This window comes from Enterobacter cloacae complex sp. HYC003_NIDB, assembly GCF_056673375.1.
Genome location: NZ_CP114220.1, coordinates 920,280 through 943,122 on the forward strand (window position 1 = coordinate 920,280; position 22,843 = coordinate 943,122).

Annotated in this window: 25 protein-coding genes and 1 tRNA gene; 19 read left to right on the plus strand and 7 right to left on the minus strand. The window is 53.5% G+C overall.

The window, feature by feature from the left end; translation table 11 throughout:
• The gene (fldB, locus tag O1722_RS04390) at positions 1 to 522 is read right to left on the minus strand and encodes a flavodoxin FldB (RefSeq protein WP_015571793.1); all 522 of its coding nucleotides are present in this window, start codon (positions 520 to 522) and stop codon (positions 1 to 3) included.
• A 101-nt stretch (positions 523 to 623) separates the two neighbouring features.
• On the opposite strand from fldB, the gene xerD reads away from it, so the two are divergent.
• The 5 genes from xerD (at position 624) to lysS (ending at position 6,717) form a co-directional block, all read left to right on the plus strand.
• A complete protein-coding gene (gene xerD / locus O1722_RS04395) occupies positions 624 to 1,520 on the plus strand; it encodes a site-specific tyrosine recombinase XerD (RefSeq protein WP_003863442.1) in 897 nt (298 codons plus the stop codon).
• Positions 1,521 to 1,548: 28 nt separating this feature from the next.
• Positions 1,549 to 2,262 carry a bifunctional protein-disulfide isomerase/oxidoreductase DsbC gene (gene dsbC / locus O1722_RS04400; RefSeq protein ID WP_033487627.1) on the plus strand — a complete coding sequence of 238 codons (714 nt, stop codon included), beginning with the start codon at positions 1,549 to 1,551 and terminating at the stop codon, positions 2,260 to 2,262.
• Between the two features lie 5 nt (positions 2,263 to 2,267).
• Positions 2,268 to 4,001, plus strand: coding sequence for a single-stranded-DNA-specific exonuclease RecJ (gene recJ, locus O1722_RS04405; RefSeq protein WP_017382886.1), 1,734 nt, complete (start codon positions 2,268 to 2,270; stop codon positions 3,999 to 4,001).
• Positions 4,002 to 4,091: 90 nt separating this feature from the next.
• Positions 4,092 to 5,190, plus strand: a protein-coding gene (prfB, locus tag O1722_RS04410; protein WP_096147815.1) for a peptide chain release factor 2 whose coding sequence is annotated in 2 segments (ribosomal slippage) — positions 4,092 to 4,166 and positions 4,168 to 5,190 — 1,098 coding nt in all. Because the reading frame shifts where the segments join, the coding sequence is not laid out codon by codon here.
• 9 nt (positions 5,191 to 5,199) lie between these two features.
• Positions 5,200 to 6,717, plus strand: a complete 1,518-nt coding sequence (gene lysS / locus O1722_RS04415) for a lysine--tRNA ligase (RefSeq protein WP_003863452.1) — start codon at positions 5,200 to 5,202, stop codon at positions 6,715 to 6,717.
• 48 nt (positions 6,718 to 6,765) lie between these two features.
• Here the strand turns inward: lysS and idi are convergent, their stop codons facing one another.
• The gene (gene idi / locus O1722_RS04420) at positions 6,766 to 7,308 is read right to left on the minus strand and encodes an isopentenyl-diphosphate Delta-isomerase (RefSeq protein WP_003863454.1); all 543 of its coding nucleotides are present in this window, start codon (positions 7,306 to 7,308) and stop codon (positions 6,766 to 6,768) included.
• 163 nt (positions 7,309 to 7,471) lie between these two features.
• Between idi and actS the strand changes: the two genes are divergently transcribed.
• From actS to O1722_RS04440, 4 genes are all read left to right on the plus strand, one after another.
• Positions 7,472 to 8,212 (plus strand): amidase activator ActS, encoded by a 741-nt coding sequence (actS, locus tag O1722_RS04425; protein ID WP_022651807.1) that lies wholly within the window; start codon positions 7,472 to 7,474, stop codon positions 8,210 to 8,212.
• A gap of 80 nt (positions 8,213 to 8,292) precedes the next feature.
• Positions 8,293 to 8,366, plus strand: a tRNA-Gly gene (locus tag O1722_RS04430).
• 537 nt (positions 8,367 to 8,903) lie between these two features.
• Positions 8,904 to 9,446, plus strand: a complete 543-nt coding sequence (locus tag O1722_RS04435) for a type IV secretion protein Rhs (RefSeq protein ID WP_033487626.1) — start codon at positions 8,904 to 8,906, stop codon at positions 9,444 to 9,446.
• Positions 9,447 to 9,448: 2 nt separating this feature from the next.
• Positions 9,449 to 9,805 (plus strand): putative T6SS immunity periplasmic lipoprotein, encoded by a 357-nt coding sequence (locus O1722_RS04440; protein ID WP_033487625.1) that lies wholly within the window; start codon positions 9,449 to 9,451, stop codon positions 9,803 to 9,805.
• Between the two features lie 21 nt (positions 9,806 to 9,826).
• Here O1722_RS04440 and O1722_RS04445 read toward each other — a convergent pair whose 3' ends face one another.
• Positions 9,827 to 10,471, minus strand: coding sequence for a LysE family translocator (locus O1722_RS04445; RefSeq protein ID WP_033487624.1), 645 nt, complete (start codon positions 10,469 to 10,471; stop codon positions 9,827 to 9,829).
• 185 nt (positions 10,472 to 10,656) lie between these two features.
• On the opposite strand from O1722_RS04445, the gene O1722_RS04450 reads away from it, so the two are divergent.
• The 5 genes from O1722_RS04450 (at position 10,657) to O1722_RS04470 (ending at position 14,531) form a co-directional block, all read left to right on the plus strand.
• Complete coding sequence (locus tag O1722_RS04450; RefSeq protein WP_032654893.1) at positions 10,657 to 10,800, plus strand: hypothetical protein; 144 nt, start codon at positions 10,657 to 10,659, stop codon at positions 10,798 to 10,800.
• A 259-nt stretch (positions 10,801 to 11,059) separates the two neighbouring features.
• The gene (locus O1722_RS04455) at positions 11,060 to 11,728 is read left to right on the plus strand and encodes an isochorismatase family protein (RefSeq protein WP_033487623.1); all 669 of its coding nucleotides are present in this window, start codon (positions 11,060 to 11,062) and stop codon (positions 11,726 to 11,728) included.
• A 222-nt stretch (positions 11,729 to 11,950) separates the two neighbouring features.
• A complete protein-coding gene (locus O1722_RS04460; protein ID WP_033487622.1) occupies positions 11,951 to 13,126 on the plus strand; it encodes an OmpP1/FadL family transporter in 1,176 nt (391 codons plus the stop codon).
• A gap of 63 nt (positions 13,127 to 13,189) precedes the next feature.
• Entirely contained in the window at positions 13,190 to 13,819 is a 630-nt protein-coding gene (locus O1722_RS04465; RefSeq protein WP_015571785.1) for a winged helix-turn-helix transcriptional regulator, read from the plus strand.
• 100 nt (positions 13,820 to 13,919) lie between these two features.
• Positions 13,920 to 14,531, plus strand: a complete 612-nt coding sequence (locus O1722_RS04470) for an outer membrane beta-barrel protein (protein ID WP_023295375.1) — start codon at positions 13,920 to 13,922, stop codon at positions 14,529 to 14,531.
• 60 nt (positions 14,532 to 14,591) lie between these two features.
• Here O1722_RS04470 and O1722_RS04475 read toward each other — a convergent pair whose 3' ends face one another.
• Complete coding sequence (locus O1722_RS04475; protein WP_023295374.1) at positions 14,592 to 14,990, minus strand: hypothetical protein; 399 nt, start codon at positions 14,988 to 14,990, stop codon at positions 14,592 to 14,594.
• A 171-nt stretch (positions 14,991 to 15,161) separates the two neighbouring features.
• Here O1722_RS04475 and O1722_RS04480 point away from each other — a divergent pair, with 171 nt between their 5' ends.
• Entirely contained in the window at positions 15,162 to 17,144 is a 1,983-nt protein-coding gene (locus O1722_RS04480; RefSeq protein ID WP_033487621.1) for an alkyl/aryl-sulfatase, read from the plus strand.
• Positions 17,145 to 17,246: 102 nt separating this feature from the next.
• Here the strand turns inward: O1722_RS04480 and O1722_RS04485 are convergent, their stop codons facing one another.
• Positions 17,247 to 18,131 (minus strand): SDR family oxidoreductase, encoded by an 885-nt coding sequence (locus O1722_RS04485; RefSeq protein ID WP_032649406.1) that lies wholly within the window; start codon positions 18,129 to 18,131, stop codon positions 17,247 to 17,249.
• Between the two features lie 61 nt (positions 18,132 to 18,192).
• On the minus strand, positions 18,193 to 18,582 hold the full coding sequence (locus O1722_RS04490; protein ID WP_032649404.1) for a YdeI family stress tolerance OB fold protein: 390 nt from the start codon (positions 18,580 to 18,582) through the stop codon (positions 18,193 to 18,195).
• 139 nt (positions 18,583 to 18,721) lie between these two features.
• On the opposite strand from O1722_RS04490, the gene O1722_RS04495 reads away from it, so the two are divergent.
• The 4 genes from O1722_RS04495 to O1722_RS04510 are packed head-to-tail and all read left to right on the plus strand — an operon-like array spanning position 18,722 to position 21,214.
• The gene (locus tag O1722_RS04495; protein WP_015571782.1) at positions 18,722 to 19,225 is read left to right on the plus strand and encodes a hypothetical protein; all 504 of its coding nucleotides are present in this window, start codon (positions 18,722 to 18,724) and stop codon (positions 19,223 to 19,225) included.
• A gap of 9 nt (positions 19,226 to 19,234) precedes the next feature.
• Positions 19,235 to 19,681, plus strand: a complete 447-nt coding sequence (locus tag O1722_RS04500; RefSeq protein WP_006811854.1) for a DUF421 domain-containing protein — start codon at positions 19,235 to 19,237, stop codon at positions 19,679 to 19,681.
• Positions 19,682 to 19,692: 11 nt separating this feature from the next.
• Positions 19,693 to 20,211 carry a 2-oxo-tetronate isomerase gene (locus tag O1722_RS04505; RefSeq protein ID WP_003862863.1) on the plus strand — a complete coding sequence of 173 codons (519 nt, stop codon included), beginning with the start codon at positions 19,693 to 19,695 and terminating at the stop codon, positions 20,209 to 20,211.
• Positions 20,212 to 20,227: 16 nt separating this feature from the next.
• A complete protein-coding gene (locus O1722_RS04510) occupies positions 20,228 to 21,214 on the plus strand; it encodes an SDR family oxidoreductase (RefSeq protein WP_033487618.1) in 987 nt (328 codons plus the stop codon).
• On the opposite strand, the gene O1722_RS04515 is transcribed toward O1722_RS04510, so the two are convergent.
• Positions 21,215 to 22,840 (minus strand): alpha-amylase family protein, encoded by a 1,626-nt coding sequence (locus O1722_RS04515; RefSeq protein WP_033487617.1) that lies wholly within the window; start codon positions 22,838 to 22,840, stop codon positions 21,215 to 21,217. It abuts the gene before it with no gap.
• Positions 22,841 to 22,843: the final 3 nt, after the last annotated feature.

The following is a 22,843-nucleotide window of genomic DNA, read 5'->3' on the forward strand; positions in this document are numbered from 1 at the left end:
TCAGCTGAACTGCTCGGCCATCTCACCCAGAATCTGCTCGCACCAGCTCTGGAGGCGCTCGTCGCTAAGATCGTACTGGTTGGTTTCATCCAGCGCGAGCCCGACAAACAGCTGACCGTCGGCAATAATCGGTTTTTGACTGGTGAACTCATAGCCTTCCGTAGGCCAGTAGCCGATAAAGGTCGCGCCCTTTGGCGCCAGTTTGTCGTGCAGCATGCCGAGTGCGTCAAGGAACCACTCCCCGTAGCCCAACTGGTCGCCCATGCCGTACATCGCAATGATTTTGCCTTCAAAATTGACTGAATCGAGCTGATCCCAGATGGCTTCCCAGTCTTCCTGAATCTCACCAAAGTCCCAGGTAGGGATACCCAGAATCAGCACATCGTACTGCTCCATCAAGGCAACCGCGTCATCTTTCAGGTTATGCAGCGTCACCAGTTCCGGGCCAATGATGTCACGAATTTTCTCCGCCGCCATTTCGGTGTAGCAGGTGCTGGAACCATAGAACAGACCAATATTCATCGCGTAACTATCTCAATTCTTGCTATGACTTTGCGCGTAGTGTACCAGAAACCGATGGCATTCAGGCATAATGGCCAGATTGCAGAACCAAAGGGGCTGATGTGGAAAAGGATCTCGCACTCATCGAACAGTTTCTCGACGCGCTGTGGCTGGAGAAAAACCTCGCTGAAAATACGCTCAGCGCCTATCGTCGGGATCTCACGCTGCTGGTCGAGTGGCTGGCACATCGTGGGCTGACGCTTGAAAGCGCGCAAAGCGATGACCTGCAAGGGTTACTGGCTGAGCGGATGGAAGGGGGGTACAAAGCCACCAGCTCTGCACGTCTGCTGAGCGCCATGCGCCGCCTGTTCCAGCACCTGTACCGCGAGAAGATCCGCGCGGATGACCCCAGCGCACTGCTGGCATCGCCTAAACTGCCTCAGCGGCTGCCAAAAGATCTCAGCGAAGCACAAGTTGAGAGATTATTACAGTCGCCCGCAGTTGACCTTCCGCTGGAGTTACGCGATAAAGCCATGCTTGAACTATTGTATGCCACGGGCTTGCGCGTTTCCGAGCTGGTGGGCCTGACGATGAGCGATATCAGCCTGCGTCAGGGCGTGGTGCGCGTTATCGGTAAAGGGAACAAAGAACGGCTGGTGCCGCTGGGTGAAGAGGCGGTCTACTGGCTGGAGACGTATCTGGAACACGGGCGTCCGTGGCTGCTGAACGGCGTCTCCATAGATGTATTGTTCCCGAGCCAGCGCGCGCAGCAGATGACGCGACAAACGTTCTGGCATCGCATTAAACATTACGCCACACTGGCGGGTATTGACAGTGAGAAGCTGTCGCCGCACGTTTTGCGTCACGCCTTCGCGACGCATCTATTAAACCACGGCGCTGATTTACGCGTGGTGCAGATGTTGCTTGGACACAGCGATCTTTCAACGACGCAAATATACACCCATGTCGCGACGGAACGCCTGCGGCAGCTACACCAACAGCACCACCCTCGCGCGTGAGTGCCGACGAATTGTTACAGGAACAAATATGAAAAAGTCTTTAGCGCTGTTCACCCTGCTGGCAGCTTCGATTTCCGGTATTGCCCATGCGGACGATGCCGCCATTAAACAGTCTCTGACGAAACTCGGCGTCGCCAGCAGCGAGATCCAGCCAGCGCCGGTGGCTGGCATGAAAACGGTGCTGACCAACAGCGGCGTGCTGTACGTGACCGAAGACGGCAAGCACATCATTCAGGGGCCTATGTACGACGTGAGCGGCGCGCAGCCGGTGAACGTCACTAACCAGCTGCTGATGAAAAACCTGAACGCGCTCGAAAAAGAGATGATTGTCTACAAAGCGGCGCAGGAAAAGCACGTTATTACCGTCTTCACCGACATCACCTGCGGCTACTGCCACAAGCTGCATGAAGAGATGAAAGACTACAACGCGCTGGGCATTACCGTGCGTTACCTGGCTTTCCCACGCGCCGGCGTGCAGAGCCAGCCTGAGCAGGATATGAAAGCGATCTGGTGTGCGAAAGACCGCAACAAGGCCTTTGATGACGCGATGAACGGCAAAGGCGTGAAGCCCGCGTCCTGCGATATCGACATCGCTAACCACTACGCGCTGGGCGTACAGTTTGGCGTGAGCGGTACGCCAGCCATTGTGCTGAGTAACGGCTACGTGGTACCGGGCTACCAGGGGCCAAAAGAGATGAAAGCGTTCCTCGACGAGCACCAGAAACAGATGGGTGGTAAATAATTCGCGTGAAAGCCCCGATAAAACTGCGCCGCCGCGATGCGGGTGAAACCGCGGATTTACCAGACACGCTTCCGCTGCTGTTAAAGCGGCTGTACGCCAGCCGTGGCGTGCGTACGGCAAGCGATCTTGAGCGCAGCGTCAAAGGCATGCTGCCCTGGCAAGCGCTGAGTGGCATCGAAAAAGCGACTGAAATGCTCTACGACGCGTTCCGGGAAGGCACGCGGATTGTCGTGGTGGGCGATTTCGATGCCGACGGCGCAACCAGTACCGCGCTGAGCGTGCTCAGCCTGCGTGCGCTGGGCTGCGATAATGTGACTTACCTGGTGCCGAACCGGTTTGAAGACGGCTACGGCCTCAGCCCGGAAGTGGTCGATCAGGCCCACGCCCGTGGCGCACAGATGATCATGACCGTGGATAACGGGATCTCTTCTCATGCGGGGGTCGATCATGCCCATGCGCTGGGGATCCCGGTACTGGTCACCGATCACCACCTGCCAGGCGAAACTCTGCCTGCCGCCGAAGCCATCATTAACCCGAACCTGCGCGACTGCGATTTCCCGTCGAAATCGCTGGCCGGAGTAGGGGTGGCGTTTTATCTGATGCTGGCGTTACGCACGCTGCTGCGAGATAAGGGCTGGTTCGAATCGCGCGGGATTGCCGTGCCGAACCTCGCGGAGTATCTCGATCTGGTGGCGCTGGGAACCGTGGCGGACGTGGTGCCGCTCGATACCAATAACCGTATTCTCACCTGGCAGGGCTTAAGCCGCATTCGGGCAGGTAAATGCCGTCCGGGGATTAAGGCGCTGCTGGAAATTGCCAACCGCGATCCGCTGAAGCTTGCGGCAAGCGATTTAGGCTTTGCCCTCGGCCCGCGCCTGAACGCGGCGGGGCGGCTGGATGATATGTCGGTTGGCGTTGCGCTGCTGCTGTGCGACAACATCGGCGAAGCGCGCGTGCTGGCCAGTGAGCTGGACGCACTCAACCAGACCCGTAAAGAGATTGAGCAGGGCATGCAGGCCGAAGCGCTGACCCTGTGCGAAAAGCTGGAGCGCAGCGGCGATACCCTGCCGGGCGGGCTGGCGATGTATCACCCCGAATGGCACCAGGGCGTGGTGGGCATTCTGGCGTCGCGCATTAAAGAGCGTTTCCACCGCCCGGTGATCGCGTTCGCCCCCGCCGGGGACGGCACGCTGAAAGGCTCCGGTCGTTCCATTCAGGGTCTGCATATGCGCGATGCGCTGGAGCGTCTGGATACGCTGCATCCGAACCTGATGATTAAGTTCGGCGGTCACGCGATGGCGGCAGGCCTGTCGCTGGAAGAGGCGAAGTTCGACGAATTCCAGCGTCTGTTTGGCGAACTGGTCACCGAGTGGATCGATCCGGCTCTGTTGCAGGGTGAAGTGGTTTCTGACGGTGAGCTTTCACCGGCTGAAATGACCATGGAAGTGGCGCAGATGCTGCGCGATGCTGGCCCGTGGGGGCAGATGTTCCCGGAGCCGCTTTTCGACGGACGTTTTCGTTTGCTGCAACAGCGCATCGTGGGCGAACGCCATCTCAAAGTGATGGTGGAACCGGTCGGCGGCGGACCGCTGCTCGATGGCATCGCCTTTAACGTTGATACCTCCATCTGGCCGGACAACGGCGTGCGCGAGGTTGAGCTGGCCTATAAGCTGGATATTAACGAGTTCCGCGGTAACCGCTCCCTTCAGATCATCATCGACAATATCTGGCCAATTTAGCGTCAGTAATCTCTATAAAAAAGGGCGTGGATTCGGTACAATCCCGCTCTTATCACCGCATTTTGACAAGCTCATAAAAGAAAACAGACCATGTTTGAAATTAATCCGGTAAAAAACCGCATTCAGGACCTCACGGAGCGCTCTGACGTTCTTAGGGGGTATCTTTGACTACGATGCCAAGAAAGAGCGTCTCGAAGAAGTAAACGCCGAGCTGGAACAGCCGGATGTCTGGAACGAACCTGAGCGCGCTCAGGCGCTGGGTAAAGAGCGTTCCTCCCTCGAAGCCATCGTAGATACGCTGGATCAAATGGCGCAGGGTCTGGAAGATGTTTCTGGGCTGCTGGAGCTGGCTGTCGAAGCCGACGACGAAGAAACCTTTAACGAAGCCGTGGCAGAGCTCGACGTGCTGGAAGAGAAGCTGGCGCAGCTGGAATTCCGTCGCATGTTCTCCGGCGAATACGATAGCGCTGACTGCTATCTCGATATTCAGGCAGGTTCTGGCGGTACCGAAGCGCAGGACTGGGCGAGCATGCTGATGCGCATGTACCTGCGCTGGGCGGAAGCGCGCGGTTTCAAAACCGAGATTATCGAAGAGTCCGAAGGTGAAGTGGCGGGTATCAAATCCGTCACCATCAAGATTATTGGCGATTACGCCTACGGCTGGCTGCGTACTGAAACCGGCGTTCACCGCCTGGTGCGTAAGAGCCCGTTCGATTCCGGCGGCCGTCGTCACACCTCCTTCAGCTCCGCGTTTGTCTACCCGGAAGTGGATGAAGATATCGATATCGACATCAACCCGGCGGACCTGCGTATCGACGTTTACCGCGCATCCGGCGCGGGTGGTCAGCACGTTAACCGTACGGAATCTGCGGTGCGTATTACCCACATTCCAACCGGGCTGGTAACACAGTGCCAGAACGACCGTTCCCAGCATAAGAACAAAGACCAGGCCATGAAGCAGATGAAAGCGAAGCTTTATGAGCTGGAGATGCAGAAGAAAAATGCTGAGAAGCAGGCGATGGAAGACAACAAGTCCGATATCGGCTGGGGCAGCCAGATCCGTTCTTACGTCCTTGATGACTCCCGCATCAAAGACCTGCGTACCGGGGTTGAAACCCGCAACACGCAGGCGGTGCTGGACGGCAGCCTGGACCAATTTATCGAAGCAAGTTTGAAAGCAGGGTTATGAGGAACCAACATGTCTGAACAACAAGCACAGGGCGCTGACGCGGTAGTCGATCTTAACAACGAACTGAAAACCCGCCGCGAGAAGCTGGCAGCGCTGCGCGAGCAGGGCGTGCCGTTCCCGAACGATTTTCGTCGTGACCACACCTCAGACCAACTGCACGCAGACTTCGACGGTAAAGAGAACGAAGAGCTGGAAGCGCTGAACGTTGAAGTGTCCGTGGCGGGCCGCATGATGACCCGTCGTATCATGGGTAAAGCGTCCTTCGTGACCTTACAGGACGTTGGCGGCCGCATTCAGCTGTACGTCTCTCGTGACGACCTGCCGGAAGGCATCTACAACGAGCAGTTCAAAAAGTGGGACCTCGGCGATATCCTGGGCGCTAAAGGTAAACTGTTCAAAACCAAGACCGGTGAACTGTCTATCCACTGCACCGAACTGCGTCTGCTGACCAAAGCCCTGCGCCCGCTGCCGGACAAGTTCCACGGTTTACAGGATCAGGAAGCGCGCTATCGTCAGCGTTACCTGGATCTCATCTCTAACGATGAATCCCGTAAGACCTTCAAAATTCGCTCCCAGATCATGGCCGGTATTCGCCAGTTCATGGTTAACCGCGACTTTATGGAAGTAGAAACCCCGATGATGCAGGTGATCCCAGGCGGTGCCTCTGCCCGTCCGTTCATCACCCATCACAACGCCCTGGACCTGGACATGTACCTGCGTATCGCGCCGGAACTGTATCTGAAGCGTCTGGTGGTCGGCGGTTTCGACCGTGTGTTTGAGATCAACCGTAACTTCCGTAACGAAGGTATCTCCGTACGTCATAACCCAGAGTTCACCATGATGGAACTCTATATGGCGTATGCGGATTACAAAGATCTGATCGAGCTGACCGAATCCCTGTTCCGCACCCTGGCGCAGGACATTCTGGGCACCACCCAGGTGCCTTACGGTGAAGAGGTGTTCGACTTCGGCAAGCCGTTCGAAAAACTGACCATGCGCGAAGCGATCAAGAAATACCGTCCGGAAACCAACATGGCGGATCTGGATAACTTCGACTCTGCGAAAGCGATCGCTGAAAGCATCGGTATCAAGGTTGAGAAGAGCTGGGGCCTGGGTCGTATCGTGACCGAAATCTTCGAAGAAGTGGCCGAAGCGCACCTGATTCAGCCGACCTTCATCACCGAATACCCGGCGGAGGTGTCTCCCCTGGCGCGTCGTAATGACGAGAACCCGGAAATCACTGACCGCTTCGAATTCTTCATCGGTGGCCGCGAAATCGGTAACGGCTTTAGCGAGCTGAACGATGCAGAAGATCAGGCGCAGCGCTTCCAGGATCAGGTTAACGCGAAAGCGGCAGGCGACGACGAAGCGATGTTCTTCGACGAAGACTACGTGACCGCGCTGGAGCACGGCCTGCCGCCGACGGCTGGCCTGGGTATTGGTATCGACCGTATGGTGATGCTGTTCACCAACAGCCACACCATCCGCGACGTGATCCTGTTCCCGGCGATGCGTCCGGTGAAATAAGCCTTTAAGACGTAAAAAAAGCCCCGTGCGTTTATCGCCGGGGCTTTTTTATTGCGCCGCGAAGGCGCTGAGTTTTTCACGCGCGGTGTTCGCTTCCTGCACCATCCACGGGCTAAATGCCCACGGTGTGGCGTCCAGCGCGCGGAATAGCGCGTCCAGCTCCACCCACTGATACTCCATTACTTCATCGTCATTGATTGCGAGGGTATTCGTTACGCGGGCGGCATAGACCGGGCAGATTTCGTTTTCAACGATCCCTGACGGGTCGGCTTCACGGTAGCGGAACTCCGGGGCAATGGGGGTGATGTCTGTGATTTCGGCGCCGACTTCAAAGCGGCAGCGGCGGATAATCGCCTGCTCTGTCGCTTCGTCGGCCTGTGGATGGCCGCAAACGGAGTTGGTCCATACGCCGGGCCAGGCTTTTTTACTTAATGCGCGCCGGGTGATCAGACATTCTCCATTAGCGTTAAACAGCCATGAAGAGAAGGCCAGGTGTAGCGGGGTGTGTGACGTGTGCGCGGCGTACTTCTCCTGAGTGCCAATCACCTTTCCCTGGTCATTTACCAAAATAACGTGTTCTTGAATACTCATTGATGCTCCAGTGCCAAAATGCTTAATGGTTCAGCACCATCAGCGGAATTATTATACTGCATTCTTATGCGAACGGTTTGGCCCACAGAGCGGAAAAGGGCATGACCGGCATCAGTTTGGGCTGCTATCATAGTGCGCCATTCACGCTGACCGAGGAGCTGTTTTGTTTGCAGGAAGCCTGACGAGAAACCCGATCATTGCCGTTTTCTGCCTGACGCTGACGCTACTTGTAGCAGGATGCTCGGGGAGTAAATCTTCGGATATGGGCAGTTATTCCGGTGCAGTCTATACCGTTAAGCGCGGGGACACGCTCTACCGCATCTCACGCGCCACGGGAACCAGCGTGAAGGAGCTGGCGCGCCTGAATAATATCTCTCCACCGTATACTATTGAGGTAGGGCAGAAGCTCAAGGTTAACGGCGGTTCCTCCTCAGGGAAAAAGTCCTCAACGCGTAAAACAGCCAAAGTCACGCCATCCTATCAGGTGCCTAAATCATCCTGGCCGCCGGTCGGTCAGCGCTGCTGGATCTGGCCTGCAAGCGGAAAAGTGGTTGCGCCGTACTCGCTCTCGGAAGGTGGCAATAAAGGTATTGATATCGCTGCCGCACGCGGCACACCGGTTTACGCTTCAGGGGCCGGGAAGGTGGTCTATGTCGGTAACCAGCTTCGTGGATACGGTAACCTGATCATGATTAAGCATGGTGAGGACTACATTACGGCGTATGCGCATAACGACACGATGTTGGTCAATAACGGGCAGAACGTGAAGGCGGGGCAGAAGATTGCGACCATGGGCAGTACCGGGACGGATACGGTGAAGCTGCACTTCCAGATCCGCTATAAGGCCACGGCCATCGATCCGCAGCGTTATCTTCCGGCGCAGGGCAGTAAGCCGAAGTGCTAAGTGATTATTTAATCGCCACTTAGTGGGGTAAAGGCTTGTATGAAGAGGCGTAAGGTCTATAATGCCTTACGCACCTCAAAGCGGGCGTAGTTCAATGGTAGAACGAGAGCTTCCCAAGCTCTATACGAGGGTTCGATTCCCTTCGCCCGCTCCAGATCTCTCACCTCGTACGAACGCCTTAAAATCATTCTCTATCAGCAGCTTAAATAATTATCTGTTTTAGCCGCCTATGAGTTATGCCATCGTGATCCGCCCTTGGTAACTGTCACGCTAAGTTACATGGTGAGAAGACAAGATAACTCAGCGTTGGTGTCAGTTGCATCCTCACACCGCGATAGCAAAACGTGAAGAAAAAGCCACACTGGTATTGTTATGTCATCGACAGACTGCTCAGACGCATTTAAGCCCGATGTGCGGCCTTATGAGCCACGTAATAACCATAACTACAAACGACCTGTAGGCTTTATCAACGTTTCAGCCACGCTCCCGCAAGGGTACACGGTTATCCTGATAAGGTGTGATCCCTCTGACGGTCTGATGTTGTCGCTTAACGGCTCCGCTTGTTGCTGTATCACCAACGGGGAGTAGTGTTTGCACCGTCACTGTGTTTAATAAATGGCTAATGTTCGCGTATAGACTATTTCGACTTATGTTTTTACGATGTAGATAAATCATACAAGGAGGATAGTTTATGAGCGCATATGCAGAGGAAGGAACATTGCGCCGGATGACCTTAGGCGAGATTGCAATGGCTCGCAGAGTGTTCGGTGATTCGATAGTGTATAGCCGTGTCTGGATTCATTGCGACAGCTATTTACCGTTCGGCCTCCAGAAACAGAACTACGCGATGACTCCCAACGGGGAGTTGTGGTACAGAAAACAGATGTACAGGGAAGACTTTTCCGCAAACTCGGTTTTTGTTGAAGATAAATATGTTTTCATCCATGAATTGGGGCATGTCTGGCAACACCAACACGGGCAATGGGTGAGAATGCGGGGTGCGTTTAGCTGGGCTGCTGAATATACCTACAGGCTGGATAAAGAAAAGCTCACTGATTACTCTCTTGAGCAGCAAGCCTCTATTTTAGCTGATTACTGGTTACTGCTGGTTTATGGGATTAGTAAGTGGTCTTATTATCAAAGGCCTGGGCGCATGGGGATGTACAGAGGCGTAGATAAGTTGCAGGATGTCCCTTCGCTTTACCAAAAAATCGTAACAGGGAAGGGGTGTTAAACATGAAGAACAAAATGTTGCTGGGTGTTGTATTCCTCTTGACGGGATGCCCTGGGCCTGGTGATCGAATGGTAGATCGTGAATCTACAACGGCATTTATCAAAGATAATCAAGTTTGTGTGGTGTCACCACTGGAGCCACAGGAACGGATCACTGCTATCCAAATCAACAGTGATAATAGCGACTCTCTTCACAAGATTTTTGATGACAAGCCCGTGTATGTTCAAAAGGGCGGGTGTCTTCCTGTGTTCGGATTTAAGTTTACACCTGGAGAGCGGTATAACTTCGCGTATGACGTCCAATCTGATAAATCAGGGTCACATTTAGTCACTGCTGAATTTTCTTATCCCAAAGAATAAGGGGCTGAACGCCCCATATTCTTAACGGCGTGTAAACGCCAACCTGAGCCCTAATCCAATGAATGTTACACCAACAATTCTATCCAGTATTTTCTGCAACCTTCTGTTTTGCGAAACGGTTCCAGCTGCACTACCTGCAAGTACGGCGAACGTTAAATCAGTCATAAAAGCGATCAATGCGTAGGTCATACCCAGGAGTAGAAAAGAAGCTGTCTGGTGCTCGCTTCCAGGCGCAACGAATTGAGGGAAAAAGGAGATGAAGAATAACAGTACCTTCGGGTTGGTTAAGGTAGTTATGAAACCTTTAGTAAGTAGACTCGTCAGAGTCGCTTTTGCCTTAACGCTTTCAGCTTCGTTGTGATTAGTGGTTTGCTTTGTCAGCGTTCCCCAAATCATCTTACTACCGAGATACATCAGATAAGCCGCACCGAGAGACTTAATGATGGTGAACATCATCGGAGATGCTGTTATCAACGCGGTTAATCCCACAGCGCTTGCAATTGCATGTGTGCAACTACCTAATGCTACTCCAGCGGCAGAGATAATTCCCGCTCGTCTTCCATTAACCACGCTTTGACCTACCACGTAGGCTATATCAGGCCCAGGTGTAACGGAAAGGAGAAATACAGACAGGGCGAAAAGCCCAAAATGAGTTATGTCCAGCATAGCTATTTCCGGAAAAAATTAAGCACCTCCATGCTAACACTGAATTTTTATGCGTAAAGGGTGATTTGCTATGCTTTTAATCTTCTTCTGCTAAACGACGAATCACCCATGGCATAACACGCTAAGTTGCACATTTCCTGTACCCTGGATACCCTGAGATTAATCCTAATAACTCAAGGGTGAGTATGGCTACCGGGAAGAGAAAGAACCAAAAGGAATCACCTGAAGAAGAGTTAGATCGCTTGCTGAATGAGCTTGAACTCACAGAGGAGCAACGGGAGTTTATCGAATCCATGCGGGAGGATAAGGGCGATCCCAGTAGTGAGTAACGCTTGCCTTCAGCCGAACGAATACGAATGGCCGCATAACGGCATTGTAAAGATCTTTTCTCCTCACGAGGGCTTTCCGTCAGCGTCGATGGCTCAGCGTACCGTGCCAGAAATTGTCCTGAAATGATGCGGTATTCAGACCGGATCGGACTACTATTCATTATGATTTATCAATGCATTATACCCTGACCATGTGCATGTAAAATCGCGGAGCCGGGAGAGTTGACGGCAATGTAAAAGAAATCATGAGGAAAGAAATATGGCTGCTACAAACGGTATGATTGATACTGATGACGCTGTAATTTTACTCATCGACCATCAGAGTGGCTTATTCAACACGGTACGTGATGTGCCTGTACCAGACCTTCGTAATTATGTGACAGCGATAGCCAAAGTTGCCACGCTTTTAAATATCCCGGTGATCACCACGGCCTCTGTTCCTGACGGTCCCAATGGCCCGCTCATCCCGGAAATTCACAAATATGCACCCCATGCCGTGTATGTTCCACGCACCGGGCAGATTAATACCTGGGATAATCCGGCGTTTGTGAAGGAAGTGGAAAAGACGGGCAGAAAGACCCTGATTATTGCCGGCACGCTCACCAGCGTCTGCATGGCGTTCCCTGCGGTTAGCGCTGTCCAGGAGGGGTATAAGGTTTACTGTGTTGTGGATGCCTCGGGGAACTGGTCCAAAATCGCGAACGATACCACCATCGCGCGCGTGGCTCAGGCGGGGGCGATCCCTACCGATACGTTTGCCATTGTCGCTGAATTAATGAGAACCTGGAACCGCGCGGAAGGTTCTCGCTTTGCTGAGATCCTGGCAGAGCATGTCTGTCCGGAATATAAGTGCCTGATTGAAAGTTTCGGCAAAGCTCAGGAAATTGCCAGAACGGGCCCGGAAACCAATCTGGAGCATTATAAGTAAGGCCGGATAAACCTGAACAAAATTCCTGGATTTTATCGTCCTGTACCTGAACGTATTACAGGTGCAGGACGTAGCGGCGCCTTATTCCGGACGTCGCTGAATTGTCAGAGATATTAAGAGGGGCTGAACCGCGCATAATTTAAAATTAAACCCTCTTCCTTTTTACGTCATCAGGCGCCCCTGTTATATCTGTCGGCCAATTTTTTATTTCCCGGATCGCAGATGAAAACACGACTCCTCCTGTGCGCGGGCTTATTTGCCGCCTCCAGTGCCCATGCCAGCGCCCTCTATTTTTATGAAGCCGGCACCGAAGATACCGCGCTTGCCGGAGCAGGGCAGGCGGCTCGTGCGCAGGATGCCTCGACAATCATGACCAACCCTGCTGGCATGACGCGCCTGCCGGATCATATGTTCACTGGCGGGTTACAGGTTATGGATGGCTCCATCGACAACCATCTGGATAACGATGCCCATCAAAGCCCCGGCGACGTGATGAAAACCATCCCGAATGCCAGCGCCTTTTATAGCCAGAAGATAAACGACGATCTTTATGCCGGGATCGGGCTTTACGGTAATTACGGTCTGGGGATCGATTACGGTAGCTGGGCGGGCGACAGGCTGATTAAAAAGAGTACCCTGGTTGCAATGACGCTCAGTCCGTCACTGGCATACAAGCTCAACGACCGACTCTCAATAGGGGCGTCCGCCAACGTCAATTACGGTTATTTCTCGCTGACCCGCAACGTTAATGATAATGACTATCGGCAGCATGATGAGGACTGGGCCATGAGCTATCGGCTTGGGTTACTCATGCAACTGACCGACCAGACGCGAGCCGGTATTACATGGAGCAGCGAGACGAACTATCGCTACTCTGTTAACGGCAAAGCTCGAGTACAGAATGGTGCCTACGACCTCCCGGTGTCGGCACAAATCAGCGCGCCGCAGCAAATCATGCTCAGTCTTGTGCATGATATTAACCCGCGGTGGTCGGTTATGGGCGATCTCGGCTGGCAGGACTGGAGCCAGTTCGGTGCCCCGCAAATCGTCGTTGGGGATCGGCAACTGAACAACGTCAGCCGCCTGAAGGATACGTGGCACGGCGCGGTGGGCGTGCAGTATCGTCCAACACCTCAGTGGCGACTGAATATCGGTGTGGCGTTCGACAGCTCGCCGTATGAGAGTCAGAGTGATGTGGCCTTAACTTTACCCACCGGGGATGAGTGGCGATTTGGCACGGGAGCCCAGTATCAGATCACCCCGGCCAGCAATATTGGTATTGCCGTGTCGTATCTTCATATGCAGTCGTCGCATGTGAAATCCCCGACGGCGTTTGCCGGAAGTTACGATCATCCTTATCTTTGGTTTGCCAGCGTCAACTACAGCTATCAGTTTTGATCGGCTAACCGCTTAAAATATATGGTCTATAATGGCAGATATTGAATGTCAGAAGGTTGTACCATGCATATTTTACCGCCTGTTCGACCCGAAAAATCCATCGAAAGACTGACCGCCATCCTTGAGCCGATAGCGGAGAAAGTGCACGTTGTTCCGCGTAAGCGACTCACCTGGTTACGGAAGGGGAAACAGCAGATGTACCTCTTTCTGGAAGGAGAGCTGTCCCTGCTGCGGGCTTCGGATGGACTGGTGGTAGTGACCGTTTACGAGCCGCATTTGTTTGGTATTGCAGAGATGATCCAGCCTACGCAGGGGCACCTTCTCCGTGCTGAAAGAGAGTCGACTATTTTACGTCTCGATGCGGACAAGGCGGCTGAGTTGTTTCGTGCCGAGGGCGTCTGGGAGGATGTCGCCGCGCTGCTCTCATACCATACGGCCTATTTAATATTCCGTGATGCCCAGGTACTCCAGCAGCGTACCTATTCCGTTATTCGTAACCACCTTCAGGAAATGATTTTGCTCCCGGAAGAGACGCGTTTGCGTACCACGATTCTGGAATATATCCAGGATCGTACGCTGCTCTCTCGCAGCAGTATACTCAATGTATTATCTGCCCTTAAGCAGGGGGAATATATCGCCTTTAAGCGCGGTGGATATCTGCTTGAGGTCAGACATTTACCCGAGTCATTCTAGCGGAAGTTTAAAATTAAACAGAAATGCAATTAACGCTACCGTTAATTTTCTATATCGTTTGCTTTCTCAGATTTAACATTATCAAGTAAACGGTATATTTATGAAAAAGACAGTTATCGCATTGATTATGGCTAATGCATTTACCGCCACTTCCGCGTTCGCCGCCGCTGATGCGGGCACCTGGTATAGCGGGGCTAAATTCGGCTGGTCTCACTATTTTGATACCAATATGGGTTCAAAAGCGTTTGAGAACACACATTCCGATCACTTCGATTTTAACCATGATAATGTCGGCGGGGGTGTTTATACGGGTTATCAGATTACCCCATGGCTTGCGGTAGAAGGTGGTTATGATTATTTAGGCAACATGCAGATTAAAGGTCAGCATGGCGCCGGGGCGCAAATGAAGACGCAGGGGCTGCAAATGTCTCTGAAGGCCAGTTATGCCCTGACCAGTGACTGGGATATTTACGGCCGTGCCGGCGCAATGGGCTATCGCGCTGAATCCGATGTAAGTGGTCACAATCGTTTTGAAACCGGTGTGCGCCCGCTTGCAGCCGTGGGTACTGAATACGCTTTCAATAAAAACTGGGCGGGCCGCCTGGAGTATCAGTGGGTAAGCAACGTGGGCAATGTTAACCAGATCGGCGTGAGCAGCGACCTGAGTTCCGTCACCGCAGGGCTTAGCTATCGCTTTGGTCAGTACGACTGATGCCCGTGATATGCCCATTAATAAAAAACCCGGCTGCTTATATTGCCGGGTTTTTCGTTTTCAGCTGGTAAATAACGGTTCAAGAATGATATGAATATTTTGCAGGCCCGTGACATTATTATCTTTCAGGTATTGCTGATTAACCATATCTAACTGTTCCAGTTTGGTCAGCGAGGCATAGACGCGTTGAACGGCACTGTCCGCAACAAAAATTTCTTTTGCGGTGGTGTCCTGTAGATACTGAGATTTTACGCTGCGCGTTAAGGTCTCGATCTGCTGTTTATTTTCCTGATAAAGAGACGCGATATGCGATATCTGTGCCTGCGGCGGTTTTTCCCCCGGCAACACCAGTGGAATTTGCAGATGATTAATTTTTTCAACATTGTCTGGTTGGGGAGAACTACAGGCTGTTAATGTGCTGAGGGTTAATACAGCGAAAAAGAACGGCAGGCTCTTCATCGAATCACTCCGGGGAAATAACTGGACTCAGCATTATCCCTTAAGGACGCAGCGACGAAAGAATAAACTAATTTATTTATAAACGTTATTTCCATAGGTTAAAGATAAGCCTGGTGATAGCCTCCTTTCCCCCCATGTACCGCCAGCGTGAATATAACTCCTCGAGGAAGTATGAAATTTAAAACTCTCGTTAGTGCGATAGCCGTTGCTGGTCTGCTATTAGTGTCGTTGACCTCATTGCCTGTCCTGGCACAAAAGGAAGGGAAGGGAGCCACTGTCCATACGAAAGAGATGAATGATGCACTTTATGGTCAACTGCCCTTCTTTGATAAGACGGATTTCCGAAATGCGCACAAAGGCTTTATTGCCCCGCTGCCACCCGCGGTGATTAAAGGCGAAAAAGGCGCCGTTATCTGGAACCCCCAGAAATACGCTTTTATCAAAGAAGGGCAAAAAGCGCCGGATACCGTCAACCCGAGCCTGTGGCGTCAGGCGCAGCTGAATAATATTGGCGGTTTGTTTGAGGTCACGGAAGGCGTCTACCAGATCCGTAACCTCGATCTGTCGAATATGACGATTATAGAGGGCAAAGAGGGGATCACGGTTATCGATCCGCTGGTGTCTGCGGAAACGGCCAAAGCGGGCATGGATCTTTACGTTCAACATCGTGGCAAACGCCCGGTTGTTGCCGTTATTTATACCCATAGTCATGTCGATCATTATGGCGGCGTGCGTGGCGTAGTCGATGAAGCGGGAGTGATAACCGGCAAAGTGAAAGTCTATGCTCCAGCAGGTTTTATGGAAGAGGCGGTATCGGAAAATATCATGGCCGGAAATGCCATGAGCCGCCGTGCCAGTTATATCTACGGAAACCTGTTAAAGGCCAATGTAAAAGGTCAGGTAGGGGCGGGTCTGGGGACGACCACCTCAGCCGGGACGGTCACGCTTATCGCGCCCACTCACGCCATTACCGAAGACGGGCAGAAAGAGATCATCGACGGTCTCACCTATGATTTTATGCTGGCGCCGGGGTCGGAAGCGCCGTCTGAAATGCTCTGGTATGTGGAAGAGAAAAAGCTGATTGAAGCAGCAGAGAACGTCACTCACACCCTGCACAATACTTACTCGCTGCGCGGGGCGAAGATACACGATCCGCTGGCATGGTCAAAATACATCAATAACGCCCTCGATCGTTGGGGGGATAAAGCGGAAATTATTATCGCGCAGCACCACTGGCCCACATGGGGTAATAAGAAAGTGGTGAAGCTGATGAAAAGCCAGCGTGATATCTACCGCTATATCAACGACCAGACGCTGAGGTTGGCGAATAAAGGGCTGACGAGGGATGAGATAGCCGCTAATTTCGCCCTGCCTTACGGGCTGGCAAAATCCTGGGCAGGCCGTGGCTATTACGGCTCGGTAAGTAACAATGTCAAAGCCACCTATGTCTACTATCTTGGCTGGTTCGACGGAAATCCGGCGACGCTCAATGAACTGCCTCCGGTCGAGGCAGCGAAAAAATATGTCGATTACATGGGCGGAGCCCGCGCGATCCTTGAAAAAGCCCGGGTTGATTATGCCCGGGGAAATTACCGCTGGGTGGCGCAGGTAGTGAGTAAAGTCGTTTTTGCCGATCCAAATAATAAGGCGGCGCGCGAACTGGAAGCGGACGCGGTTGAACAGCTGGGATACCAGGCCGAGTCAGGACCCTGGCGTAACGCCTACCTCACCGGTGCGCAGGAGTTGCGTAACGGCGTGGAGAGGATGCCGACGCCCAATACCGCCAGCCCGGATGCGGTTCGTGCCATGTCGACTGAGATGATTTTTGACTACTTCGGCGTTCACCTTAACGGCGTCAGAGCCGCGAATGCCAGAGGGATTTTTAACGTTGATCTGGGTCGCGAGGGCGGCAGGTACAAGCTGGAGCTGGAGAATGGCGTGCTGAACCATAGCGCCAACGCTCAGGCAGAAGATCCGGATGCAACCATTACGCTCAGCCGCGAAACGCTGAATAAAATCATCCTCAAAGAGACCACGTTGAAAAAGGCGCAACAGGCAGGAGAGGTGACGATCGTCGGCAATGCCGCGAAGGTAAACGAAATGCTGCGCTGCATGGAGAGCTTCAGCTTCTGGTTTCCTGTCGTCAACCCTTAAACGTAAAAAAGGCTGCTTTCGCAGCCCTTTAGCTTTCGCCTGCAACAATTTGCCGGGTGGCAGCTTCGCCTTACCCGGCCTACACTCTGCGAGCCTTGAGCGCTAGATGACGCCATCCCCGCCGTCTGAACACCACACCTGCCCGGAGGTGTATGAACACTCATCCGAGGCCAGGGTGACATACAGCGGTGCGATCTCCACGGGCTGTCCCGGGCGTCCCAGAGGGGTACTCTCGCCAAAATGTTTCACTTTTTCCTGTGGCTGCCCACCGCTGGGCTGAAGCACGGTCCAGTAAGGGCCCGGCGCTACCGCGTTCACGCGGATCCCCTTCGGTCCCAGCTGTTTCGCCAGCGCTTTGGTGAACACCGCGAGACAGGCTTTGGTCTGCGCATAGTCAAGCAGTACGGCGCTCGGTTTAACCGCCTGAACGGAGGAGGTGTTAATGATGGAAGCAGGGGCTTTCATATGGCGCAACGCCGCCTTTGTGATCCAGAAAGGCGCATAGACGTTGGTCTTAAAGGTCGCGTCAAAATCTTCCGTGGTCAGTTCTTCCAGCGACTCACGGTACTGCTGGCGGCCTGCGTTATTCACCAGGATATCCAGCCCGCCCAGTTTTGAGACGGCCTGCTCCACCAGGTTCTGACAAAAAGTTTCGTCCCGCACATCGCCAGGAAGCGCGACGGCATTCCGCCCTTCCGCTTTAATCAGGGCGATGACTTCCGCTGCGTCTTCTTCCTCTTCCGGCAAATAGTTAATCGCGACATCTGCCCCTTCGCGGGCATAGGCAATGGCTACCGCGCGTCCAATGCCGGAATCGCCCCCAGTAATTAGCGCCTTCTTACCGGCAAGACGACCATGCCCTTTGTAGCTCTTCTCGCCGTGGTCGGGTACGGGTTCCATCTCTGAGGCCAGGCCCGGTGGCGTCTGGGGCTGCTCCGGGAAAGGTGGCGTTGGGTAAGCGTTCGTACGTTGTTCATTATCACTCATAGCTAACTCCTTGTTAGGGGTGAGATTTGATGGATAGTTACAGCGTTAACGCTTCGCTGAATTATTTTTGCAAGTGGCTGACCCGCACTACGGGTGGGGATGATTTTTTATCGAGCGAGCCGCTAATACTGATCATGTTGTCAGGTTCCACGGTTCTGTCGTCAAATACGGCTTTCGGGATAATAACGTCGATTTTCCCGGTTTTATCCTGGAATACGTATTTATCGCCATTGCCATCAATAAGATTGCCGCGCAATGAAATAGAGGCACCATCATGCATCTCTTTCGCCTGAGTAATAGTCATAATGCGCGCATCATCGGTACCACGATAACCGCTGTCCAGCGCATGCGGCGGTGGCGGCGCATCACCCTTTTGTAACCCGCCGTTATTATCTGCCCATGCAGTAGGGATAATTAATATAAACAAGGCTGAAATCACTGATAATTTCATCTGATACCCTTCATTTTGGATGTCTTGACTTATTAAGTATTGTTGCTATTCCTTTATGTGGCAAATGTGATAAGTCTTAAAAGCATTTGCACAGAAAAATCAAAAATTTCGGCAATTAAGCGAAACGGTGACCACAGCCATGGAACCAAAAAATGAAAAAGTGCCTGGGATAAAAGAGAGTAGCCGTTTACTGACGTTTGAGTATGCATTTCGCCAGGTGGGTTTTATTGTGCTGTTAGCTATTATCGTGGCCGCGATAGCCGGCCTGTTTTCCAGCGGCGCGGTCAGCGACGTGGAGAAAACAAACGAAGCAAAATCCCTGACCCTGAGCTATGAGCGCTTCGGTCGCCGCCAGACCGAATCGCGGATGGCACTGACGTTTCCGGTGACGTCTGAGGGGAAATATACCCTCAGCATGACCAGCGAAAGCAGCGACGCGTATGAGCCAGGCAGCGTTTGGCCACAGCCGGACAGCATGTACAGCCGGGGGAATACCCTGTTTCTCGTCTACGATCGTTTACAACAGACCGATAAATTTACCGTTTTGTTATTTATCACGCCGTCAAAAGCAGGGAAGTGGACAAACAGCATCCGCGTAAACAACGAGCCAGATATCCATTTCTGGCAGTTTATTTACCCCTAGGAGTCGAATATGGACATGGTTTTTCGTGCCCTGGCAATTTACCTGTTTCTGGTCATTGTGTTTAAAGTTGCCGGGCGACGCGCTCTGCTACAAATGACCAGTTTTGACCTTATTTTGCTCTTAATTATCAGTGAGGCGACACAACAGGCGCTGCTTGGCGAAGATTTCTCCGTCACCGGCGCGATGATTACAATAACGACGCTGGTGGTTGTGGATATTATTTTTGGCCTGCTGAAAAAATATTTTTCCACTGTCGAGAATATTCTTGATGGCACGCCGGTGATATTGGTGGAGAACGGTGTTCCCCTTGCCGATAAACTGAAAAAGGTCGATGTATCCTGTGATGATATATTGGTATCAGCCCGCCAGAATCACGGTATTACAGAATTGAAGGAGATTAAATACGCTATTCTTGAGCGTAATGGTCATATTTCTATTATTCCTGACGAAAATTAAGGGGCAACGCGATGAGCAACCTTATTCACGACAGCAACAGCACCATCAGCGAGCTGACGAAAAAGCTCGCCACTCAGCTTACGGACAGAGGTTTGCGGTTAACCACCGCAGAGTCCTGTACCGGCGGCAATCTCGCGGTTGCGCTTTGTGCCGAAGAGAACACGGCGGAATTTTATGACGTTGGCATGGTGGTGTTCAGCGATGCGGCGAAGGAGAGGATCCTCGGCGTGCGGCACGAAACCATTGAGCGCTTCACCGCCGTCAGTGAACAAACGGTGACCGAGATGGCCGCTAAAATTCGCGAAATTGCCGAGGCGGATATCGGCCTTGCCATCAGCGGCTATGCGGGACCGGAAGGCGGCGACGATGGCACCGCAGCCGGTACGGTCTGCTTCGGCTGGAATATTCGCGGACAGACGGAAACCCGCACCGTGCTGTTTTCCGGTGAATGTCAGGATGTGGTGGATAAAGCGGTGCGTTATTCCCTGTCTGAACTGATCGAAATACTCTCCGGCTGGGATAACGTCTGAAACAAGGGGAAAGGCTATGGCTGTGATCGTTATTACCGGCGGTACGGCGGGCGTGGGGAAAGCCACGGCGCTGCACTTTGCCAAAGCGGGCTACGATGTGGGCATCATTGCCCGCGACGAGCAGAGCCTGCGCTCCACAGAAGAGGAGTTGCGCCGTTTTGGGATCAACGCCCGTGCCGTTCAGGCCGACGTGGCGGACAGCAAGGCGGTGACCGATGCTGCTAACGAGATTGAATACCGGCTTGGGGCCATCGATGTCTGGGTGAATAACGCTATGGGCGGGATGCTGGCGCCGTTTCGCACCATGTCCCCGGAGGAGTTTCGCCGCGTCACCGAGGTGACCTATCTGGGCTATGTTAACGGCACCCGCGCCGCGCTGGAGTTAATGACCCCACGCGATCGCGGAACGATTATTCAGGTTGGCTCCGCGCTGGCCTACCGTTCCATTCCCTTGCAGTCAGCCTACTGCGGGGCGAAAGCCGCAATCCGCGGATTTACCGATGCTGTGCGCACCGAACTGATGCATGAAAACAGTCGGGTGCAGATCGCAATGGTACAGATGCCGGGCCTCAATACGCCGCAGTTTGAGTGGGCGAGGAATAAATTTGCCTGGGCGATGCGCCCGGTTCCTCCCGTGTTTCAGCCGGAAGTGGCGGCCAGCGCTATTTTTAAGGTGGCGCAGAAACCGGTGCGGGAACTGTGGGTGGGCAGCAGCACCGTCCAGTCGATTGTCGGGCAATTTCTTTTCCCCGGCTTTCTGGATCGGCTGATGGTTAAAAAGGCCTGGGAAGGGCAGATGACCGATACGTTAAATGCGGATGACCGTCAGGACTATCTGGATCAGCCGGTTAACGACCTGCATAAAATCCACGGTCACTTCACCGACGAAGCAAAAGAGCGCGCCACCAGCGTCACCTCCGGCATGCCGGGGAAAGTGCTGCTCGGCTCCCTTGCCGTCACGGGCGCGATCGTGGCCCGTCTGCTGCTCTCGCGGAGACGATAATCAGCGCAGTGCGGTACGATCGGTCCAGAACCAGCGGTAGCCATAGCCGCTGAGGTTAAGCGCGACGGTTTTACCGCACACCAGCGCGTCGTCGTAGCGTTTGTCCGCCAGGCAGGCGGTCCAGGTCGCATGCCGGATCCCTCTGGCGGTAAAATTAACGGGCTTATCGCTGAAGTTAACGAAGGTCAGAATGCTGCGCGTGTCGGTTTCGTAATAGATCCCCAGCACCGCATCGCTGTCGATATTAATAAGACGAAACGGTGCGACGCCGATCTCAGGGAACTCCGAGCGCGTATTGGCGATATCGATAATGCAGTGCAGGAGTGAGTTGCGGTGCAACAGCGAATCCGCCACGTTGATTTTTTGATAGCGGTACGGGCCGCGGTCAATCATCGGGGCGATAAAGGTTTCCGGGTCGGCGTCTGAGAAACCGCCGCCTTGCGATCCGGCCCACTGCATCGGGGTGCGTACGGCGTAACGCTCCTCCAGATCCAAATCATCCCCCATGCCAATCTCATCCCCGTAGCGCATGACCGGTACGCCCGGTAGCGAAAACAAGACCGCATGGCAAAAGGCCAGCCGCTTTCGATCGCCATTAAGCATCGGCGCCAGACGGCGGCGGATACCTCGCTGATACACACTCATCTCTTCGTCAGGGGCAAAGGTATCGATGACGGTCTGCTTCGCTTTTTTTCCTATCCCTTCCAGATCCAGCTCATCATGATTGCGCAGCCAGTTGGCGAAGCAGCAGGAGTCCGGCGGCACAATCATCTTCTTCACCGCGTTGCGCAGCGGTCGTGCGCTCTTCTCTGCCAGGCTGACGTAAAAGTACTTATTGAGCCAGAAATTCAGCACCAGGTTGAGCCGGTCGTTCTGACCAAAATAATCTTTGTAGGCCTCGACCTCCACGTCGACTTCGCCGAGCAGGATCGCGTCCGGGTTACGCTGCCCGATAAGACGGCGCAGATGCTCCAGGATCCACAGGCCGCGTTTTTCATCCCCACGTCCGGCCTGTTTTGTCAGGTGCGATGCCGCATCCAGGCGAAAGCCCGACACCCCGAGCTTTAGCCAGAAGATGATGATGTTCTCAATCTCCTTTAGCACCGCAGGGGAGGCCAGATTGAGATCCGGCTCGTGGTGATAAAACATATGCCGGTAGTATTGCCCCGCCTCGTCGTCCCATGTCCAGATGCTCTTCTCCACGCCGGGGAACATCGGTGGCGTATCGTCGTCGTCCGTGTCGGACCACAGGTAATAGTCACGGTAGGGTGACTGGGGGTTGCGGCGGGCCTGTTGAAACCAGGGATGCGCATCCGAGGTATGCTGGATCAGCAGCTCAATAATGACCTGCATCCCCAGCTCCCGCGCCTGTTCAATAAAGGCGATGATATCGTTGAGCTTGCCGAAGCGGGGATCGACCTGCAAATGGTCGCTCACGTCATAGCCTTCATCGAGAAAAGGCGTGAGGTAAAACGGGGTGATCCAGATAACCGTCGCGCCCATCCGACGGATGTAGCGCAGCTTCGCGGTGATTCCGGCGATGTCGCCACAGCCATCGCCGTTAAGATCGTAAAACAGGGCGGTATCAATCTGGTAAATAATGGCGCGTGTATGCCAGCCTGCCATAGC

What these genes read in the sequence shown, in the direction of transcription:
- O1722_RS04450 (WP_032654893.1), top strand. Translation starts at nt 10,657, where the DNA reads ATGGCTACCGGGAAGAGAAAGAACCAAAAGGAATCACCTGAAGAAGAG.
- O1722_RS04480 (WP_033487621.1), top strand. Translation starts at nt 15,162, where the DNA reads ATGAAATTTAAAACTCTCGTTAGTGCGATAGCCGTTGCTGGTCTGCTA.
- O1722_RS04465 (WP_015571785.1), top strand. Translation starts at nt 13,190, where the DNA reads ATGCATATTTTACCGCCTGTTCGACCCGAAAAATCCATCGAAAGACTG.
- idi (WP_003863454.1), bottom strand. Translation starts at nt 7,308, where the DNA reads ATGAGTATTCAAGAACACGTTATTTTGGTAAATGACCAGGGAAAGGTG.
- O1722_RS04495 (WP_015571782.1), top strand. Translation starts at nt 18,722, where the DNA reads ATGGAACCAAAAAATGAAAAAGTGCCTGGGATAAAAGAGAGTAGCCGT.
- O1722_RS04440 (WP_033487625.1), top strand. Translation starts at nt 9,449, where the DNA reads ATGAAGAACAAAATGTTGCTGGGTGTTGTATTCCTCTTGACGGGATGC.
- dsbC (WP_033487627.1), top strand. Translation starts at nt 1,549, where the DNA reads ATGAAAAAGTCTTTAGCGCTGTTCACCCTGCTGGCAGCTTCGATTTCC.
- O1722_RS04500 (WP_006811854.1), top strand. Translation starts at nt 19,235, where the DNA reads ATGGACATGGTTTTTCGTGCCCTGGCAATTTACCTGTTTCTGGTCATT.
- O1722_RS04445 (WP_033487624.1), bottom strand. Translation starts at nt 10,471, where the DNA reads ATGCTGGACATAACTCATTTTGGGCTTTTCGCCCTGTCTGTATTTCTC.
- O1722_RS04490 (WP_032649404.1), bottom strand. Translation starts at nt 18,582, where the DNA reads ATGAAATTATCAGTGATTTCAGCCTTGTTTATATTAATTATCCCTACT.
- O1722_RS04510 (WP_033487618.1), top strand. Translation starts at nt 20,228, where the DNA reads ATGGCTGTGATCGTTATTACCGGCGGTACGGCGGGCGTGGGGAAAGCC.
- O1722_RS04515 (WP_033487617.1), bottom strand. Translation starts at nt 22,840, where the DNA reads ATGGCAGGCTGGCATACACGCGCCATTATTTACCAGATTGATACCGCC.
- O1722_RS04435 (WP_033487626.1), top strand. Translation starts at nt 8,904, where the DNA reads ATGAGCGCATATGCAGAGGAAGGAACATTGCGCCGGATGACCTTAGGC.
- lysS (WP_003863452.1), top strand. Translation starts at nt 5,200, where the DNA reads ATGTCTGAACAACAAGCACAGGGCGCTGACGCGGTAGTCGATCTTAAC.
- O1722_RS04475 (WP_023295374.1), bottom strand. Translation starts at nt 14,990, where the DNA reads ATGAAGAGCCTGCCGTTCTTTTTCGCTGTATTAACCCTCAGCACATTA.
- O1722_RS04470 (WP_023295375.1), top strand. Translation starts at nt 13,920, where the DNA reads ATGAAAAAGACAGTTATCGCATTGATTATGGCTAATGCATTTACCGCC.
- fldB (WP_015571793.1), bottom strand. Translation starts at nt 522, where the DNA reads ATGAATATTGGTCTGTTCTATGGTTCCAGCACCTGCTACACCGAAATG.
- O1722_RS04485 (WP_032649406.1), bottom strand. Translation starts at nt 18,131, where the DNA reads ATGAGTGATAATGAACAACGTACGAACGCTTACCCAACGCCACCTTTC.
- O1722_RS04505 (WP_003862863.1), top strand. Translation starts at nt 19,693, where the DNA reads ATGAGCAACCTTATTCACGACAGCAACAGCACCATCAGCGAGCTGACG.
- O1722_RS04455 (WP_033487623.1), top strand. Translation starts at nt 11,060, where the DNA reads ATGGCTGCTACAAACGGTATGATTGATACTGATGACGCTGTAATTTTA.
- O1722_RS04460 (WP_033487622.1), top strand. Translation starts at nt 11,951, where the DNA reads ATGAAAACACGACTCCTCCTGTGCGCGGGCTTATTTGCCGCCTCCAGT.